This window comes from Algoriphagus sp. PAP.12 (genome assembly GCF_026652115.1).
GTDB lineage: Bacteria > Bacteroidota > Bacteroidia > Cytophagales > Cyclobacteriaceae > Algoriphagus.
Genome location: NZ_JAPPSQ010000001.1, coordinates 420,951 through 437,817, shown reverse-complemented (window position 1 = coordinate 437,817; position 16,867 = coordinate 420,951). Strand labels below are relative to the sequence as shown.

General features: G+C 41.2%; 14 protein-coding genes. 11 read left to right on the top strand and 3 right to left on the bottom strand.

Translation table 11 applies throughout. From position 1 onward, the window contains the following. Window positions 1–47 precede the first annotated feature (47 nt). The 5 genes from O0V13_RS01845 (at window position 48) to O0V13_RS01825 (ending at window position 7,476) form a co-directional block, all read left to right on the top strand. Complete coding sequence (locus tag O0V13_RS01845; RefSeq protein WP_268033290.1) at window positions 48–1,232, top strand: FG-GAP repeat domain-containing protein; 1,185 nt, start codon at window positions 48–50, stop codon at window positions 1,230–1,232. A gap of 166 nt (window positions 1,233–1,398) precedes the next feature. Then, window positions 1,399–3,450, top strand: coding sequence for an alpha-L-fucosidase (locus O0V13_RS01840; protein WP_268033289.1), 2,052 nt, complete (start codon window positions 1,399–1,401; stop codon window positions 3,448–3,450). Window positions 3,451–3,548: 98 nt separating this feature from the next. After that, window positions 3,549–4,109 carry a gluconate 2-dehydrogenase subunit 3 family protein gene (locus tag O0V13_RS01835; protein ID WP_268033288.1) on the top strand — a complete coding sequence of 187 codons (561 nt, stop codon included), beginning with the start codon at window positions 3,549–3,551 and terminating at the stop codon, window positions 4,107–4,109. Then, window positions 4,102–5,811: a GMC oxidoreductase gene (locus O0V13_RS01830; protein WP_268033287.1), complete on the top strand. Its 1,710-nt coding sequence runs from the start codon at window positions 4,102–4,104 to the stop codon at window positions 5,809–5,811. The genes O0V13_RS01835 and O0V13_RS01830 overlap by 8 nt, the downstream gene beginning before the upstream one ends. Window positions 5,812–6,009: 198 nt before the next feature. After that, window positions 6,010–7,476, top strand: coding sequence for a glycine--tRNA ligase (locus O0V13_RS01825; protein ID WP_268033286.1), 1,467 nt, complete (start codon window positions 6,010–6,012; stop codon window positions 7,474–7,476). A gap of 288 nt (window positions 7,477–7,764) precedes the next feature. Here O0V13_RS01825 and O0V13_RS01820 read toward each other — a convergent pair whose 3' ends face one another. Together O0V13_RS01820 and O0V13_RS01815 are read right to left on the bottom strand one after the other, a co-directional pair. Then, window positions 7,765–8,784, bottom strand: coding sequence for a glycoside hydrolase family 43 protein (locus tag O0V13_RS01820; protein WP_268033285.1), 1,020 nt, complete (start codon window positions 8,782–8,784; stop codon window positions 7,765–7,767). A 142-nt stretch (window positions 8,785–8,926) separates the two neighbouring features. Then, on the bottom strand, window positions 8,927–10,171 hold the full coding sequence (locus tag O0V13_RS01815) for an Ig-like domain-containing protein (protein ID WP_268033284.1): 1,245 nt from the start codon (window positions 10,169–10,171) through the stop codon (window positions 8,927–8,929). A gap of 213 nt (window positions 10,172–10,384) precedes the next feature. On the opposite strand from O0V13_RS01815, the gene crtD reads away from it, so the two are divergent. Next, on the top strand, window positions 10,385–11,860 hold the full coding sequence (crtD, locus tag O0V13_RS01810) for a 1-hydroxycarotenoid 3,4-desaturase CrtD (RefSeq protein ID WP_268033283.1): 1,476 nt from the start codon (window positions 10,385–10,387) through the stop codon (window positions 11,858–11,860). A gap of 89 nt (window positions 11,861–11,949) precedes the next feature. Here crtD and O0V13_RS01805 read toward each other — a convergent pair whose 3' ends face one another. After that, window positions 11,950–12,456, bottom strand: coding sequence for a regulatory protein RecX (locus tag O0V13_RS01805; protein WP_268033282.1), 507 nt, complete (start codon window positions 12,454–12,456; stop codon window positions 11,950–11,952). Window positions 12,457–12,521: 65 nt separating this feature from the next. On the opposite strand from O0V13_RS01805, the gene tpiA reads away from it, so the two are divergent. From tpiA to lptB, 5 genes are all read left to right on the top strand, one after another. Further along, on the top strand, window positions 12,522–13,283 hold the full coding sequence (gene tpiA, locus O0V13_RS01800; RefSeq protein ID WP_268033281.1) for a triose-phosphate isomerase: 762 nt from the start codon (window positions 12,522–12,524) through the stop codon (window positions 13,281–13,283). 4 nt (window positions 13,284–13,287) lie between these two features. Next, on the top strand, window positions 13,288–14,115 hold the full coding sequence (gene prmA / locus O0V13_RS01795; RefSeq protein WP_268033280.1) for a 50S ribosomal protein L11 methyltransferase: 828 nt from the start codon (window positions 13,288–13,290) through the stop codon (window positions 14,113–14,115). A 1-nt stretch (window position 14,116) separates the two neighbouring features. Continuing rightward, window positions 14,117–14,305 (top strand): hypothetical protein, encoded by a 189-nt coding sequence (locus O0V13_RS01790; RefSeq protein WP_073571387.1) that lies wholly within the window; start codon window positions 14,117–14,119, stop codon window positions 14,303–14,305. Between the two features lie 96 nt (window positions 14,306–14,401). Then, the gene (gene recJ, locus O0V13_RS01785) at window positions 14,402–16,126 is read left to right on the top strand and encodes a single-stranded-DNA-specific exonuclease RecJ (RefSeq protein ID WP_268033279.1); all 1,725 of its coding nucleotides are present in this window, start codon (window positions 14,402–14,404) and stop codon (window positions 16,124–16,126) included. Window positions 16,127–16,128: 2 nt separating this feature from the next. Next, window positions 16,129–16,866, top strand: a complete 738-nt coding sequence (gene lptB / locus O0V13_RS01780) for an LPS export ABC transporter ATP-binding protein (protein WP_268033278.1) — start codon at window positions 16,129–16,131, stop codon at window positions 16,864–16,866. Window position 16,867: the final 1 nt, after the last annotated feature.

The following is a 16,867-nucleotide window of genomic DNA, read 5'->3' as shown; positions in this document are numbered from 1 at the left end:
ATCAAGTCCAACCACACAGTGCTTGGTACAATTCTAAAATCAAGATTATGAAAAACTCACCTTACTTATATTTCACCTTAGCAGCTATATTTTCCTCTTTATCTTGCGAAGCTCAATTGATGGCTGATCGCGACCAAAGCGAAGATATTCCTTTCAAAAAGACGGTTCTTTTTTCGGATTTTGTATCGGAGGGGGTTGCTATCGGTGATGTGAATCGGGATGGGAAAATCGATGTGATGGCTGGTCCATATTGGTTTGAGGCGCCCAATTGGAAAATGCATGAAATCTATGAGCCTAAACTTTTTGTCCCGGAGAAGGAATGGAGTAATTCCATGCTAAACTTTGATCTGGATGTAAATCAAGACGGTTGGGTGGACTTGATTCGGGTGGATTTTCCCGGAAAAGCCGTGTACTGGCATGAAAACCCAAAAGGAAAAGAGGAGCACTGGAAAGTTCATATGATCCATGAAACCGTGGGGAATGAATCTCCGAATTTTGTGGACATAGATGGTGATGGACGCAAGGATATTCTTTGTGGTGATGTGGCCAATAAACAAATGATCTGGCTGAAAGCACCGACCAATCAGAGTGGAGTTGCCTGGAAAAAATATACGATCAGTCTTCAGGGTACTCCGGGTTCTGAGAATTTTTCCCATGGATTGGGATACTCTGATATGAATGGAGATGGAAATCTTGATGTGATCATCCGTGAGGGATGGTGGGAAAATCCGGGGGATCCGACTCAGCCCGATTGGACTTGGCATGCCTCCAATTTAGGTGAGCCTCAATCTCATTTATATGCTTTTGATTTCAATCAGGATGGAGCCATGGACGTTTTTGGTGCTTCGGCCCATGAACGAGGGATCTGGTGGTATGAAAATAAGGGGGATGGTTCCAATCAAGAGTTCATTCCGCATTTGCTGACCGAAGAAATGTCAGAAACTCATGCTGTGGCTTTTGAGGATATGAATGGAGATGGGCAAAAGGATTTTGTGACAGGGAAGCGTTTTTACGCCCACATGCGTGATGGGACTGGCGCTTTGGAACCAGCCTATTTGTATTGGTTTGAATTCGTTCCTGGAAAATCCCCAATCTGGAAGGCTCATCAGATTGATGATGATTCTGGGGTAGGTTTGAATGTGGTGGCTGAAGACATCAATGGAGATGGATTGCAGGATGTAGTGATTGCCAACAAAAAGGGGGTTTTTGTTTTCGAGCAGCAGAAAAAATAGATATCGATCAGCTTGAAATTAATTTCATAATTGGGGATCTGGATAATTTTTTATTCTCTGAATGGTGGGGAAGTTTTTTCCATTTTTAAATAATTTTAAAAATCTATCCATCACTTGCTTTAAATTTTACTTTAATTTAGGTAAAACGCCCTAAAATTTGAAATACATGAAAAGATATGCTTGGCCTCTATTGGCTTTAGGATTAAGTTATTGCCAGGAAAAGGCTCCTGCACCAGAACCCATTTTACCTATTCCTCATGAGCGTCAGATCGCTTGGCAGGATTTGGAATTTTATGGTTTTGTTCACTTCAATATGAATACCTTCTCTGATAGAGAATGGGGTTTTGGAGATGAAAAACCGGAGCAATTTAATCCGACTGAACTGGATGCCAGACAATGGGCAAGAATTGCCAAAGAGGCTGGTATGAAGCAATTGATCATTACGGCCAAGCATCATGATGGCTTTGTTTTATGGCCTTCTGAATACACAGAGCATTCTGTGAAAAATAGCCCTTGGAGAGATGGAAAGGGTGATTTGGTAAGAGAGTTTGTAGACGCTTGTCGAGAATATGGTTTGAAAGTGGGAATTTATTATTCTCCTTGGGATAGAAACCATCCTGATTACGGAAAACCGGAATACAGGACCTATATGAAAAACCAGCTAACTGAACTTTTGACCAACTATGGTGAAATCAGTGAGGTTTGGTTTGATGGAGCCAATGGAGGTGACGGCTGGTACGGCGGTGCCAATGAAAGCAGAAAAGTAGACAAGAAATCATATTATCAATGGCCATCTGTCATCGAGTTAGTGAGAGAACTTCAACCCACTGCCATGATTTTTGGAGATGGAGGTCCCGATGTAAGATGGATCGGAAATGAGCATGGGTTCGCCTATGAGACTACTTGGTCCAATTTGGAAAGAGATTCTATTTATGCAGGGATGCCTGAATATTCTCAAAAGTGGGCTCCGGGTCAGGAGAATGGAAACTATTGGGTGCCTGGTGAAGCGGACGTAAGTATCCGCCCAGGATGGTATTATCATAAATACGAAGACCATATGGTGAAGTCTCTTCCGGATTTGATGGAGATTTTTTATAAAAGTATTGGACAAAACTCTTCCTTGTTGATCAACTTCCCAGTGGATACCAGAGGTTTGATTCATGAGAATGATGAAGCAGCAATCTTGAAAATGGCTGCCAAGGTCAAAGAAGACTTTGCAACTAATTTGGCACTTCAGGCTTCAGCTTCTGCAAGTGCTGATCGTGGCTTTGGCTATGAGGCAGAAATGGCTAAGGACGGAGACTATGAAACCTACTGGACTTTGGAAGATGGTGCCGGAGCAAAAGCTAGCTTGGAGTTAGATTTCGGAAAAGAGACTTCTTTCAACCGTCTTTTATTGCAGGAGTATACACCATTAGGTCAGCGAGTGAAGGCTTTCACTTTGGAAAAAGAAGTGGATGGAAGCTGGGAAAAAATCGCTGAAGGTACCACTGTTGGATACAAGAGAATTTTGAGATTCCCAGATGTGACAGCTGAAAAAATCAGAGTGAATTTCGAAGATGGAAAAGGTATTCCGGTGATTTCCGAAGTGGGAGTTTACTATGCCCCAAAATTGCTTTTGGCCCCGGATGTGAAAAGAGACAAATCTGGTCTTTTGACATTGGTATCTCCGGACGAAGGGCTAGAAATTTACTTTACTACAGATGGATCTGCACCAAGCAATTCTTCTCAGAAATTTACTGCGCCAATTCAAGTGGATGAAGCCATTACATTACAAACCATCACTTATGACCCTGTTTCAGGAAAAGCTAGTGATTCGAAGCGAGTGGACTTGGATTACCCGAAAGCAAAATGGGAAACGAAGGCTGAAAACGGTGAGAAAGCTTTAGATGAAAATATCCACTCCTATGTGACTACGAAAAGCAATGAGTTGATCGTTGATCTGGGAGAAACCATCGAGATTCAAGGATTTAGCTATTTCCCAATGCAGGCTAGATATCCAAGCGGACATATTACCAACTATGCATTTTCAGTAAGTTCGGATGGAAAAAACTGGAAAGAAGTAGCAAGCGGAGAATTTTCCAATGTAGTGAATAGTCCCATCGAGCAGAAGATTCGTTTTGATAGTACTCCAGCTAAATGGATCAAAATCAAAGCTGTAAAAACTGCCGATGGAAACCCAGCAACCTTGGCAGAATTGGGAGTCTTGACCAAATAAAATTCCGATTATTTGAATTGACCGGGAAAAATGGGTTTTTGAAGAAAAATATCCCTACTTTCTCGGTCAATTTGCTAATAAACCCCTACCAATTACCTATGAACAGACGTCATGCCTTGCGGCATATCGCATTAATCTCAGGAGGACTTGCCCTGATTCCTTCCTGTGATTTTAGTAGCGATGATATTCTTGCCGCTTATGAGAAATTAAAAGTTACTGCTTCCCAAAAAGAACTCTTGGGAGTGGTTTCCAATACAATAATTCCTTCCGGAGAGATCAAAGGAGCCTTGGATATTGCCGTTCCCGATTTTATTCTGGTGATGGTCAATGATTGCTACACCGAAGAAGCTCAAGGGAAATTTGTTAATGGACTAAAAGCATTCCCTGAATTTGCAGGGTCTGGTTTTGCTGGACTTTCTGCGAAAGAAAGAGAAGCTAAAATTCAAGACGGTCTGACTTTGGAAGGTGATGATTCAGAAGCCGGACAAAAGCAAAAGGATATCGCATTTTTCCTAAACAACACGAAGAGATTGACTATTCAAGGCTATATGGCTTCAGAATATATCCAAACAGAAGTTATCCCATATTCTTTAATTCCTGGTCCTTACAATGGGGCTGTTTTGATCTCCGACATCCAAAAACCTCGCATCAATGGCTAATCTGAACATTCGCAACAAACAAGAAAGAACTTATGAAGCCATCGTGATCGGCTCCGGTATCAGCGGAGGCTGGGCCGCTAAAGAGCTGTGCGATTTGGGTGTCAAAACTTTGATGTTGGAGCGAGGCCGGAATGTAGAGCATGTCAAAGATTATCCGACAACGAATATGCTTCCTTATGAATTTGAGCATCGAGGTCAGATTCCTGAGGATATCAAAAAAGACAATCCAGTAGTCAGTCGCTGCTATGCGTTCCGGGAAGATGCCATGCATTTTTTCGTGAAAGATCAGGAGCATCCCTACGTTCAGGAAAAACCATTTGACTGGATTCGTGGTTATCAAGTAGGAGGGAAATCCCTGCTTTGGGCCCGTCAGGTACAAAGATGGTCTGACTTGGATTTTGAAGGACCTGCAAGAGATGGCTTTGCTGTGGATTGGCCAATCCGATACAAGGATCTGGAAAAGTGGTATAGTCACGTGGAGAAATTCGCCGGAGTTTCTGGTTTCAAAGATGGAATCGACGTGCTTCCTGATGGTGAGTTTTTGCCAGGCTATGATCTGAATATCGTTGAAAAGCACTTTGCGGATCAGCTGAAGAAGCATTATGGAGGCGACAGACATTTGATTTCTGCCAGATGTGCGCACATTCATGGCAATGTGGATTTTTATGCCCAGCAGGGCCGAACTATGTGTCAAAACAGAAACCTTTGCCAAAGAGGGTGTCCTTTTGGTGGCTATTTTAGTTCCAATTCATCGACAATTCCTTGGGCTTTGAAAACAGGAAATTTGACACTCAGACCAGATGCTGTGGTCGAATCTATTATCTATGATGAGGAAAAAGGAAAAGCCACCGGTGTCAGAGTCATCGATAGACTGACCAAAGAAGTGGAGGAATTCTATGCAGATGTGATTTTCTTAAATGCCGCTGCTTTGAACTCCAATTTGGTCTTGATGAACTCCACTTCCAACCGATTCCCGAATGGTTTGGGTAATGACAATGGCCTTTTAGGTAAGTATGTTGCTTTCCATAACTATAGAGCGCAGGTTTCTGGAATTCATGAAGGACATACAGAATACACCACATCTGGAGGAAGACCGACAAGCGGCTATTTCCCAAGATTTAGAAATGTTCACAAGCAAGAAACAGACTTCTTGAGAGGATATGCGGCAGGATTTTCTGCAAGCCGTGGTGTAAGACCCAATACCGAAGCATTGGGAATGGATCTTAAAAACAATTTGCTGAATCCTGATCAATATGGACCATGGTATGTGGGATCACACATGATGGGTGAGACCATTCCGAAGGAAAGTAACTATGTGAAGTTGGATCCGACTCAAAAAGATGAGTGGGGCATGCCATTATTGAGCATCAATATCGATTATGATGACAATGATGAGAAAATGATCAAGGACTATCAGGAGCAAATGTCTGATATGTTCGAAAAGGCCGGATTCACCAATATTCGTGTGAATGACGATCATCGACGACCGGGATTGGATATCCATGAAATGGGAGGCGTAAGAATGGGGAAAGACCCTAAAACATCCTTGCTCAATGCGAACCATCAATTGCATGCAGTTCCTAATGTCTATGTGACAGATGGGGCGTCGATGACCTCTACTTCTACACAAAACCCTTCTTTGACATATATGGCTTTTGCTGCGAGAGCTGCCCATCACGCGGTAGCTGAAAGCAAAAAGTGATTCAAAGAGCTGAAATCAGAAATCTTAAAATCCCGCTTCGAAAGAGGCGGGATTTTTTATTAAGAACCCATGAAAATATTGAATCTATTTACCTCAAACTGAATACTTAATCCATTTACCACCTGATTTTGCTTTTCAAAGGCTTGATTTTCCATTTCTCTTCCTCCAAATCAATTTGTTTCTTTATTTTTGCGCCCTATGGCAAAGACAGCAACTCCGGCGGAAAACGCCCAATTGAAAGATATTATTTCCCATGCCAAAGAGTATGGTTTTGTATACCCAAGTTCTGAAATCTATGATGGCTTGCAGGCCGTTTATGATTATGGGGCTTATGGGGTTGAGTTGAAAAACAACCTGAAACGTCTGTGGTGGGAAACCATGACTCGTCTTCATGGCAATATCGTGGGGATCGATGCAGCGATTTTTATGCATCCGACTACCTGGAAAGCTTCCGGTCACGTGGATTCTTTCAATGATCCTATGATCGACAACAAAGACAGCAAGAAGCGCTATCGCGCCGATGTGTTGGTTGAGGAGCATGCTGCCAAACTGGAAAAAGAAGGAAAAGAAGACGAGGCAAAAGCATTGACTGCCGCTTTGGCAAGATTGCTAGAAGCGGAAGACTTGGCTGGAGTTCGTGATTTGATCGTGAACACCGGAATCGCCTGTCCGATCAGTGGAACTACCAATTGGACTGATGTTCGTCAGTTCAACTTGATGTTCTCAACTCAAGTGGGTTCTGTGGCTGAAGATGCTTCTACTATCTACCTACGTCCAGAGACAGCTCAGGGGATTTTTGTGAACTTCCTGAATGTTCAGAAAACTGCCAGAATGAAAGTTCCTTTCGGGATTGCCCAGATTGGTAAAGCATTCAGAAATGAAATTGTTGCCCGTCAGTTTATCTTCCGAATGCGTGAGTTTGAGCAGATGGAAATGCAATTCTTTGTACGTCCTGGTTCCGAATTGGAATGGTACAAGCAATGGGCTGAAACACGTATGAACTGGCATTTGGCTTTGGGAACTCCTGCTGAGAAGCTGAGAAAGCATGACCATGAGAAGCTGGCTCACTATGCCAATGCTGCCATGGATATCGAATATGAATTCCCATTCGGTTTCAAAGAAGTGGAAGGGATTCACTCCAGAACTGATTTCGATTTGAAATCTCACCAAGAATTCTCCAAGAAGAAGCAACAATACTTCGATCCGGAAATCAATCAGAACTACATTCCTTATGTGATTGAGACTTCCATTGGAGCGGACCGTTTGTTCTTGTTGACCCTTTGCAATGCCTTCACTGAAGAAAAGACTGAAGAGAAAAGCAGAACTTATTTGAAATTCCATCCTGCGATTGCACCAGTGAAAGCAGCTATCCTTCCTATTACCAAGAAAGATGGTTTGCCGGAGAAAGCTCAGGAAATCGTGGAAATGTTGAAGTATGATTTCAATATCATTTATGAAGATGCGGCTTCAATCGGAAAGAGATACACCCGTCAGGATTTGATCGGTACACCTTTCTGTATCGCAGTGGATCATCAGACTTTGGAAGACAACACTGTCACTATCCGTCATAGAGATACCACCGAGCAAGAAAGAGTTTCCATCTCTGAATTGCATGGTCGAATCGCTGAAGCAACCAGCTTCAGAAGGATTTTTGAAAAGATTTAATAAGTTGTAAGTGTAGACACTTACAACGACATGGATACTAGAAAGCCTTGAGAAATTAAATCTCAAGGCTTTTTTGATTTATTCTTCATTCCGCCTGGCATCGTGTCACACGAAGCTATTGCTCTTCGGAATTGCAAATTCTGAGGAACTCAAAAAATTTAAATCTGCCAGGCTTTGTGTCCTCACGAAGCCAAAATTTCAGCTTTCAAACTATTGCCAGGTTTCGTGTCTTCACGAAACCATTTAGCCTTCATACTTTTTACCTTTTGGGATTTTATACTTTAAATTTCAATCAATCGGATTCGCTGCCACTCCTTCAAATGTCATCACAATTGGTTTGATGGTGCCATCGGAATTGAATTCCATCACATCGATACAAGTCACACGATGATCTCTGTCCTCATTTGGAATCGGCCTTCTGTGATAGACCATATACCATTCGTCTGAATTAGGTTTTTGGATCACAGAATTGTGTCCTGCTCCGGTTGCGATGCTATCTCTTTCCAGGATGGTTCCCACACGTTCAAAAGGTCCCACTGGAGAATCAGACATGGCGTAGGCTACTTTGTAGCTTTCATTGGTCCAGCCACCCTCCGACCACATCAGATAATAGGTTCCATTTCTCAAGAACATGAATGGGCCTTCCACATAGCCTTCTGGAGTGATTTCATGAAAAAGTTCACCATCTTCCCAAGGTTCAAAACCGGTGAAGTCAGCATTCAATTTTCCAAGGTTACAGTGTCCCCAACCTCCATAAAAGAAGTAATGAGTTCCATCTACATCCTTAAATACAAATTGATCGATTGGCTGAGCACCATTATAGAATTCAGATAACAAAGGCTCTCCCAGATAGTCCTTGAATGGCCCACCAGGATTGTCTGCTACTGCGATTCCAATTCCTCCAAAGTGGTTAATATCATTGTTAGGGTCATAACTGGAACGCTCAGGAGTTTGAATGTCATTGGCTGAGAAGAATAGATAATATTTCCCATCCTTTTCGATAGCCGCAGGAGCCCACATGGCCTGTCTGGCCCATTGGATGGCAGCTGTGTCTAGGATATTTGCATGCTTCTCCCATGTCACCAAGTCTTTGGATGAGAATGCATCGAAATGTAATTGTTCTTTGTATTTCGCTGAAAAAGTAGGATAAACCCAGTATTCATCACCAAATACAACTCCTTCGGGATCAGCATACCAACCTTCAAAAATAGGATTTCCAGAGAGTTGAGGTGCTTCAACTTTGGTTTCAGTTTTGGTGGAGCAAGCGAGCGCAAAGAAGGAAAGCCCCCATAGAAAATGCTTTTTCATCAAATAAAGAATTGGTTTAAAGCTCTAAAGTAGGAAAAGTAAAAGGCTAGAGATAAAGCTTTTTCTAGACGGAAAAATTTCGGTTTGGGTAGAAAAAGAAACACCCCTGAATTTGGGTTCAGGGGTGGTTTTTTATTTTTATTTAATCTTCATCTGACTCTTCAATTTTTTGTGTGGTACAGAAGAATCTAATATTTGGAGTTTCTTCATTTTTCACTCCAATACCGTTAACAGATGCACTTGTCCAAATTTCAGCTTTTCCACTCGCATTGCATTCAGCCATTACCTCAAACTCAAAAGTTACAGCAGTTAAATCTGTGCAGCCAATGTCTCCAATCCATGTGAACACAGTGTTATTTCCACTATTATTTACTAAATAGGATTTTCCATCAGGCGCAGAATAAGTTTCGCCTACACTGAGATTTTGGATTTGAGGGAAAGTGAATTTGACTTCTGCGTTTTCCAAAGCTGTTTCAGCATCATAAGTAAAAACGATATTCACTAAATCTGTTCCTACAACATTTGCATCGTAGGAAAAGGATTCCTCATCACAATCACCACATTCTATCACTTCAACATTAATTGGATCAGACTTACTATCATTATATCCATTAGATCCATCTCCAACATAGTGAGCTGAGAAAGAATAGGTTCCAGCAGTTCCAGAAGAAAAATCGTATGTGACTGAATTTACCAAATCCGTTACATCGGCAGATGCTACAATAGCATCGCTTGCATCCCAAATTTGAATCATACCACCACTAAAGTCTCCATAAGAAGATACACTTGCAGTAATAGAGAAAACTTCATCAGTGCAAATAGGGCCTTCAGGTTCATCAGAAATAGTTGTTTCAGTACATATTCCTACTAGATTGTAGGAAGTTGAAATAGTTGTGGAGTTACCTGAAGGATTGCTTTGTCCTCCTGTAGCTTGTTTTGCTAAATAAAATACTTGAATCATTTCATCCCCGGCCTTCCAGCCGGCAGGAAGTTCTACTGAATATGGATTTGTAACGACTGCTCCATTGTTATCTACAAGTTTAACTAATTCTAAATTTTGTCCACTAAACTCATAAACCAGATGGGTTGGGGTATTGTAGATAGTGGCAGATACTTCTCCTAAAGCTGGAGCTGACCCTGTCAATATTTTCTCAAACCAAGTATCATTTTGATCGGTTATACATTCTGTTTCCCATGAAAGGTCTTCATAGGTTCTTAAATTTTCATTATTGGTTCCATAAGGACTCAAAGTGAATCCCGCCTTGTCTGCTCTGGCTTGTTCCAAAGCAAGATCTTCATTTTCATAGCTAGCCATCTGGCTACAAGAAGCTAAAAGCAAGCCTGAGATCGCTAATCCCAAAAAGCTTGAGATAAAAGTTTTTTTCATAATGTCGGGTTTTATTAATCAATATTAAATGTTTTTCATATACAAAAAAATGGTTTTGAAATAATTATTTCTAAAAATGTTACAAGTGGATATTTTATTAGTTAAAACTGTATCCTTTTATTTTATAGAGACATTGAAATATTTAACTGAACAATTTGCTTTGGTTTATTGTCTAATTCTTTCACCTTACTTTAGCTTATCATTTTTAGGAATATGAATAAAACTGCTTTGATTATCGGTTCGGGAATAGCAGGCATTGCTGCCTCAATTCGCCTTGCAGTGAAGGGATATCAAGTGAAGGTTTTTGAAGCCAATTCCTATTCTGGAGGAAAGTTGTCTGAAATCCGAAAAGGAGGATATCGATTCGATGCAGGTCCTTCGCTTTTTACATTGCCAGAGCAAGTGGAGGAGTTATTTCATTTGGCAGGAAAGAATGCAAAGGACCATTTTGACTACCAAAAGCTGGAAGTGACCTGTCATTATTTTTGGGAGGATGGCAAAAGGATTCAGGCTTGGGCCGATATCAATCGCTTTGCTGAGGAAGTTGAGACTAAATTGGGAGAGCCGGCAACAAATATTCGAAAGGCCTTAAAAGACTCTTCTTTTATATATGAGCATTTGGCTCCACTTTTTATGCATCGCTCTTTACATCAAATGAGTACCTGGACCGGAGCAGAGGCATTGAGGTCCTATGCTAAGATGGGAAGGCTTGGAATTTTTTCTACTATGAACCAAGCCAATAAGAAGCTGTTTGAAAACCCCAAATTGGTGCAGCTTTTCAATCGATATGCAACTTACAATGGATCTGACCCCTACCAGACTCCTGCAACTTTAAATATCATTCCCCACTTGGAGTTTAATATCGGCGCCTATTTTCCCAAAAAAGGAATGCATGATATTACCTTGAGCTTGTTTCAACTCAGCAAGGATTTGGGGGTAAACTATCATTTCAACTCCAAAGTAGATGAGGTTTTGGTTGAAAAAGGGAAAGCAGTTGGAGTTTTGGCAAATGGGAAACAGTACAATTCTGATCTGGTAGTGAATAATATGGATATGGTCAATGCTTATAAAACCATCTTAAAGAAACAAAAACAACCCAAACGCCTCCTTAATCAACCCAAATCCAGTTCGGCTCTGATTTTTTATTGGGGAATCAAGAAAGAGTTTAAGGAGTTAGGTCTTCACAATATTCTGTTTTCTGAAAACTACAAAACTGAATTTGAGCACATTTTTCAAAAAGGGTCAATTTACCATGACCCCACTGTTTATATCAATATCACATCTGTTTGTAAGCCGGATGATGCTCCAGAAGGCTGTATGAATTGGTTTACCATGATTAATGTCCCCAATAACCAAGGCCAGGATTGGGATGGGTTGATAGTGGAAGCGAGAAAAAATATGATTTCTAAAATTAATAGGGTTCTAAAAACCGACTTAGAGTCTTTGATAGAAGTGGAGGAGGTTTTGGATCCAAGACTGATTGAAATCAAAACTTCAAGTGCTCAGGGAGCTCTGTATGGCAATAGCTCCAATAATAAATTTGCGGCATTTTTGAGACATGCGAACTACTCCTCATCGATTAAAAATCTATATTTCTGTGGAGGTTCCGTTCACCCTGGAGGGGGTATTCCGCTGTCTTTGCTTTCGGCGAAAATTGTGAGTGATTTTATTCCAAAATTTGAAGATTGAAATTAGACCATAGTTCATAGATGATAGAAGTGCCTTTCCCGAACTTCGATATTCAAAATTCATCATTCGGTGTTCGAGATTACCCTTTCTTACCCGGGCTGAATGCTATCAATTGCTTCCTGAATCAAATCTTGTTCAAATCCTTTTTGCATCAAATATCCAACAACCTTAAAACGCTTTTTGTACAGGTCCGATTCATGAGTCTTTTCCCATTTTTTCTCGGTTTCGGAAAGAAGAGTGTCATAGTATTCTTCTGGATCAATTTCAGATAATCCTTTGCGTATCAAGTTTTCGGGAATTTGGCGCATTTTCAGCTCTATTTTGATACGATTTCGGCCCCATTTCTTCAGTCTAAATTTTCCTCTGGCAAAGGATTTCGCGTATCGCTCTTCATCCAGGAATTTTTCATCGATAAGATAGTCAATGAGTTGATCCTCAATTTCTCCAGAAATACCCTTTTCAAATAGCTTTCTTCTTACCTCCCAGATGCATCTTTCTTGGTAGGCACAATAGTTTGAGAGCTTCTCTTTTGCCTCATCTTGTGACCAAGACTTTTTTATGGACGGTGAGGGGTTATTTTTTCGCCAACCGGACATTTTCCTTACTTTTATTCGATTTTACCTATTTGATAAACTCAAACCTAATAAATTTTACTACCACTATGCGAAAGAAGATCATTGCCGGCAACTGGAAAATGAACTTGACCCTGGATGAGGGACAAAAATTGACTTCCGAAATTGTCAACATGTATAAGGATGAAAAAATCTCAGATGTAACTGTTGTTTTGAATCCACCATTCCCTCATATTTTTCCTGTTAAAAAACTAATAGGTGATACTCCAGGGGTTTTTGTTGGAGCCCAAAACTGCTCTGATAAAGATTCAGGGGCATATACTGGAGAGGTATCTGCAAATATTATCGCTTCATTTGGAGCAGAATATGTCATCATTGGTCACTCTGAGAGAAGAGAATATTTCAAGGAAGACAATGAGCTTTTGAGTGTAAAAGTGAAGAAAGCTTTGGAAAATGGATTGATTCCAATTTTCTGCTGCGGTGAGTCTTTGGAAATCAGAGAAGCTGGAACTCATGAGCCGAATGTGAAATTCCAATTGACTGACTCTCTATTTGATTTGAGTGCAGAAGATATCCAAAAAGTTGTAATTGCTTACGAACCAATCTGGGCTATCGGAACTGGTAAAACTGCTACTGCTGATCAAGCTCAAGAAATGCATTTTGCATTGAGAAGACATTTGGGTGCAAAATATGGTAAAGATGTGGCTGCTGAAATTTCTATCCTTTATGGAGGAAGCATGAAGCCTGACAATGCCGTTGAATTGCTATCCAAACCAGATGTTGACGGAGGTTTGATCGGAGGAGCTTCTTTGAAATCAAGAGACTTTATCGATATCGTTAAATCATACTAATAACATGGATTACCTGGAGTTTAAAATCAAATGCCTGGAGGAATTCCGGGAAATCCTGATTGCAGAACTTTCTGAAATTGGCTTTGATTCCTTCCTCGAGACTGAGGAGGGAATTGAAGTTTATGCCCCTTCTGATTCTTTTGACAGAGCGGCATTTGAGGAAGTCATCAATACCTATAAAGCACCTGCTCAAATTACCATCACCGAAGGCCAAGTGGCTAAAGTCAATTGGAATGAAGAGTGGGAAAAAAATTACGATCCAATTGCTGTAGATGACTTGGTCTATGTCAGAGCATCTTTTCACCCAGCTCGAGAGGGTTTCAAGCATGAGATCGTCATCAACCCGAAAATGTCATTTGGGACAGGGCATCATGCTACTACTTTTCAGATGCTTCGACTGCAAGGAGAAATCGATCATCAGGGAAAAAGAGTTTTGGATGTGGGTTCTGGGACTGGAATCTTGGCCATTATGGCTCATTTGTTAGGAGCAAACGAGGTGAAGGCTTTCGACATCGATGATTGGTGTGTGGAGAATGGAAATGAAAATTTTGCTCTCAATGATCTTTCCATTCAAATGGGACTGGGTACTATCCGGGAGGTAAAGCCAGAAGGAACCTATGACATTGTTTTAGCTAATATTAATAAGAATGTTCTCTTAGACGAGCTGGAAGTGTATGCTTCTCTGGTCAAGTCGGAAGGGAATTTACTTTTGAGCGGATTTTACACAGGTGATATCGCTGATCTTATGGAAGTGGCCGAACCCTTGGGATTTAAGCTCCAAAAGACCTCTGAAAAGAACCAATGGGCGGCTTTAGTTCTTAAAAAAGCTTAAGATGCAAGAGTTGGTTATTTACGCAATTGTCTTTGCACTTTTGATTGGTCATTGCCTTTTGGCTGGCAAAATGTATCGAGTTGTTCATGAGGATAATTCACTGAGCATCAAGGAGAAAAATGACTGGAAGCTCAAGGCCTTGATTTTTCCGGGCTATTTCTGGTTTCAGTATCGGAAAACAAAGAGCTAGAATCTCTGAAACTTTTTCCCGGATTCTACGCTTGATTCTCTATTGCCCTCTGATTTTGGGCGGAATCTATCCCAAATACTTTCGTAATTTAGCCAAATGGAGTACGTCTGGAAGCAAAAGCCCAAAGCCTCACAATTTGCCGTTGAAAAACTAGGCAAAGAGATCAATGTGAATCCTACTTTGGCGAATATGTTGATCAATCGTGGAGTGGAGAGTTTTGACCAGGCAAAGGATTATTTCCGACCTACCTTAAGTCAGCTGCATGACCCTTTCCTAATGCAGGATATGCAAGCTGCAGTGGACCGGATCGAATTGGCTATCAACCGGGAGGAAAAGATTCTGGTCTATGGGGATTATGATGTGGATGGGACCACCGCTGTTGCTTTGGTTTATAGTTTTTTGAAAGCCAATTATCCCCATGTGGATTTTTACATCCCTGACCGATACAAGGAAGGCTATGGTATTTCTGAAAGAGGAGTAAGACATGCCGCTGAAAATGATTTTGGCCTCGTTATCGCTTTGGACTGTGGAATTAAGGCCATTGATAAAGTCAATCTCGCAAAAGAACTGGGAGTAGATTTCATCATTTGTGATCACCATACTCCCGGAGATGAATTGCCTCAGGCGATAGCAGTTTTGGACGCCAAAAGACAAGATTGTGCCTATCCATACAAGGAGTTGAGTGGATGTGGAGTTGGATTTAAGCTGATTCAGGCTTTTGCCAAAAAGAAGGGAATGGAGGAATCTGGGCTTTATGCTTATTTGGACCTTTTGGTGGTAAGTATTGCTGCGGACATCGTTCCTATCACCGGTGAAAATCGGATTTTGGCTTTTTATGGATTGGACCGGATTAATAATACTCCTAGAGCGGGCTTGAAAGCCTTGATTCTTAGAAGTAAGATTGAGAAGGAAATAGGGATCTCTGATATCGTCTTTAAAATCGGGCCAAGAATAAATGCTTCAGGAAGATTGGAGCATGCCAAGGCTTCTGTGGAATTGTTGATTTCAACAGATTTGGAAGAGGCGATTGAGCGTGCAAAACTGGTAGATGAAGTCAATGCGACCCGAAGGAATTTTGATGAGAATATTACCAAAGAAGCCTTTGAAATGATCGCTTCACGCGAAGAGGATGCTGAGTGGAATTCTACCGTGCTTTTTAAAGAAGATTGGCACAAAGGAGTGATCGGAATTGTTGCCAGTCGATGCATCGAAAAATATTATCGTCCAACTATCATTTTGACGGAATCCAATGCCAAGGCTACGGGAAGTGCCCGTTCTGTGGTAGATTTTGATATTTATGAGGCTATTGCCGAATGCTCTGAATTGCTGGATCAATTTGGGGGGCATAAATATGCCGCAGGCTTGACTTTGTCTGTGGATAAAGTGCCAGCTTTTCAGGAAAAGTTTGAGCAGGTCGTCAAAAGAAGAATCGAAGAAATCCATCGCAAGCCAGTCATTGAGGTAGATGATGAATTGCTTTTGGATCAGATCAATTATAAATTCCATAACATTCTCCGTCAGATGGCGCCGTTTGGTCCTGGAAATCCAGAGCCGATTTTCCGGATCTCCAATGTATATGCTGAGGATGTAGTGGTTCTGAAAGACAAACATCTTCGTTTCAAGATTGTGCAAGACGGTCAAGTGACGACTCCTGTTTGTTTGGGATTTGGAATGGCCGACAGAGCCAAAGACCCTGATTTGACCACAGTAGATATGCTGCGCAGCAGAATGCGATTTGACATTGTGGGAGAAATGAGGGAGAATTTTTTTAGAGATAAGAGTAGCTTGCAACTCTATGTGAAAGACATCAAATTTGATTAAAGATGAAACTTCGGGCAGAACATTTGGTCAAAATCTACAAAGGAAGACGTGTCGTCAATGATATTTCTGTGGAAGTCGAGCAAGGTGAAATTGTAGGACTTTTGGGCCCCAATGGAGCGGGGAAGACCACTTCTTTCTACATGATTGTAGGATTGATCCAGCCCAATGAAGGAAATATCTTTTTGGAAAATGAAAATATCACCAGCCTTCCCATGTACAAACGTGCTCAGCAAGGGATTGGTTATTTGGCTCAGGAAGCTTCCGTATTCCGAAAGTTGACTGTTGAGGAGAATATCATGGCTGTATTGGAAATGACCAATATGCCAAAGCAGCAGCAAAAAGAGAAAGTTGAGAGCCTTTTGGAGGAGTTTAGCCTTACCCATGTTCGTAAAAATCTCGGAATGGTGCTGTCCGGAGGTGAAAGAAGAAGGACTGAAATTGCCAGAGCCTTAGCGGTAGACCCAAAATTTGTATTGTTGGATGAACCTTTTGCCGGCGTAGACCCCATAGCGGTGGAGGAAATCCAAACAATCGTAGCCAAACTGAAAACCAAAAACATTGGCATCTTGATTACTGATCACAATGTAAATGAAACTTTGTCTATCACTGATCGAGCCTATTTGATGTTCGAAGGTAAACTTCTGAAAGCTGGTACTGCAGAGGAGTTGGCAGCTGATGAGCAGGTGAGAAAGGTTTACTTGGGAAGTCAGTTTGAGCTAAAACGTAAAATTTTTAATTAAA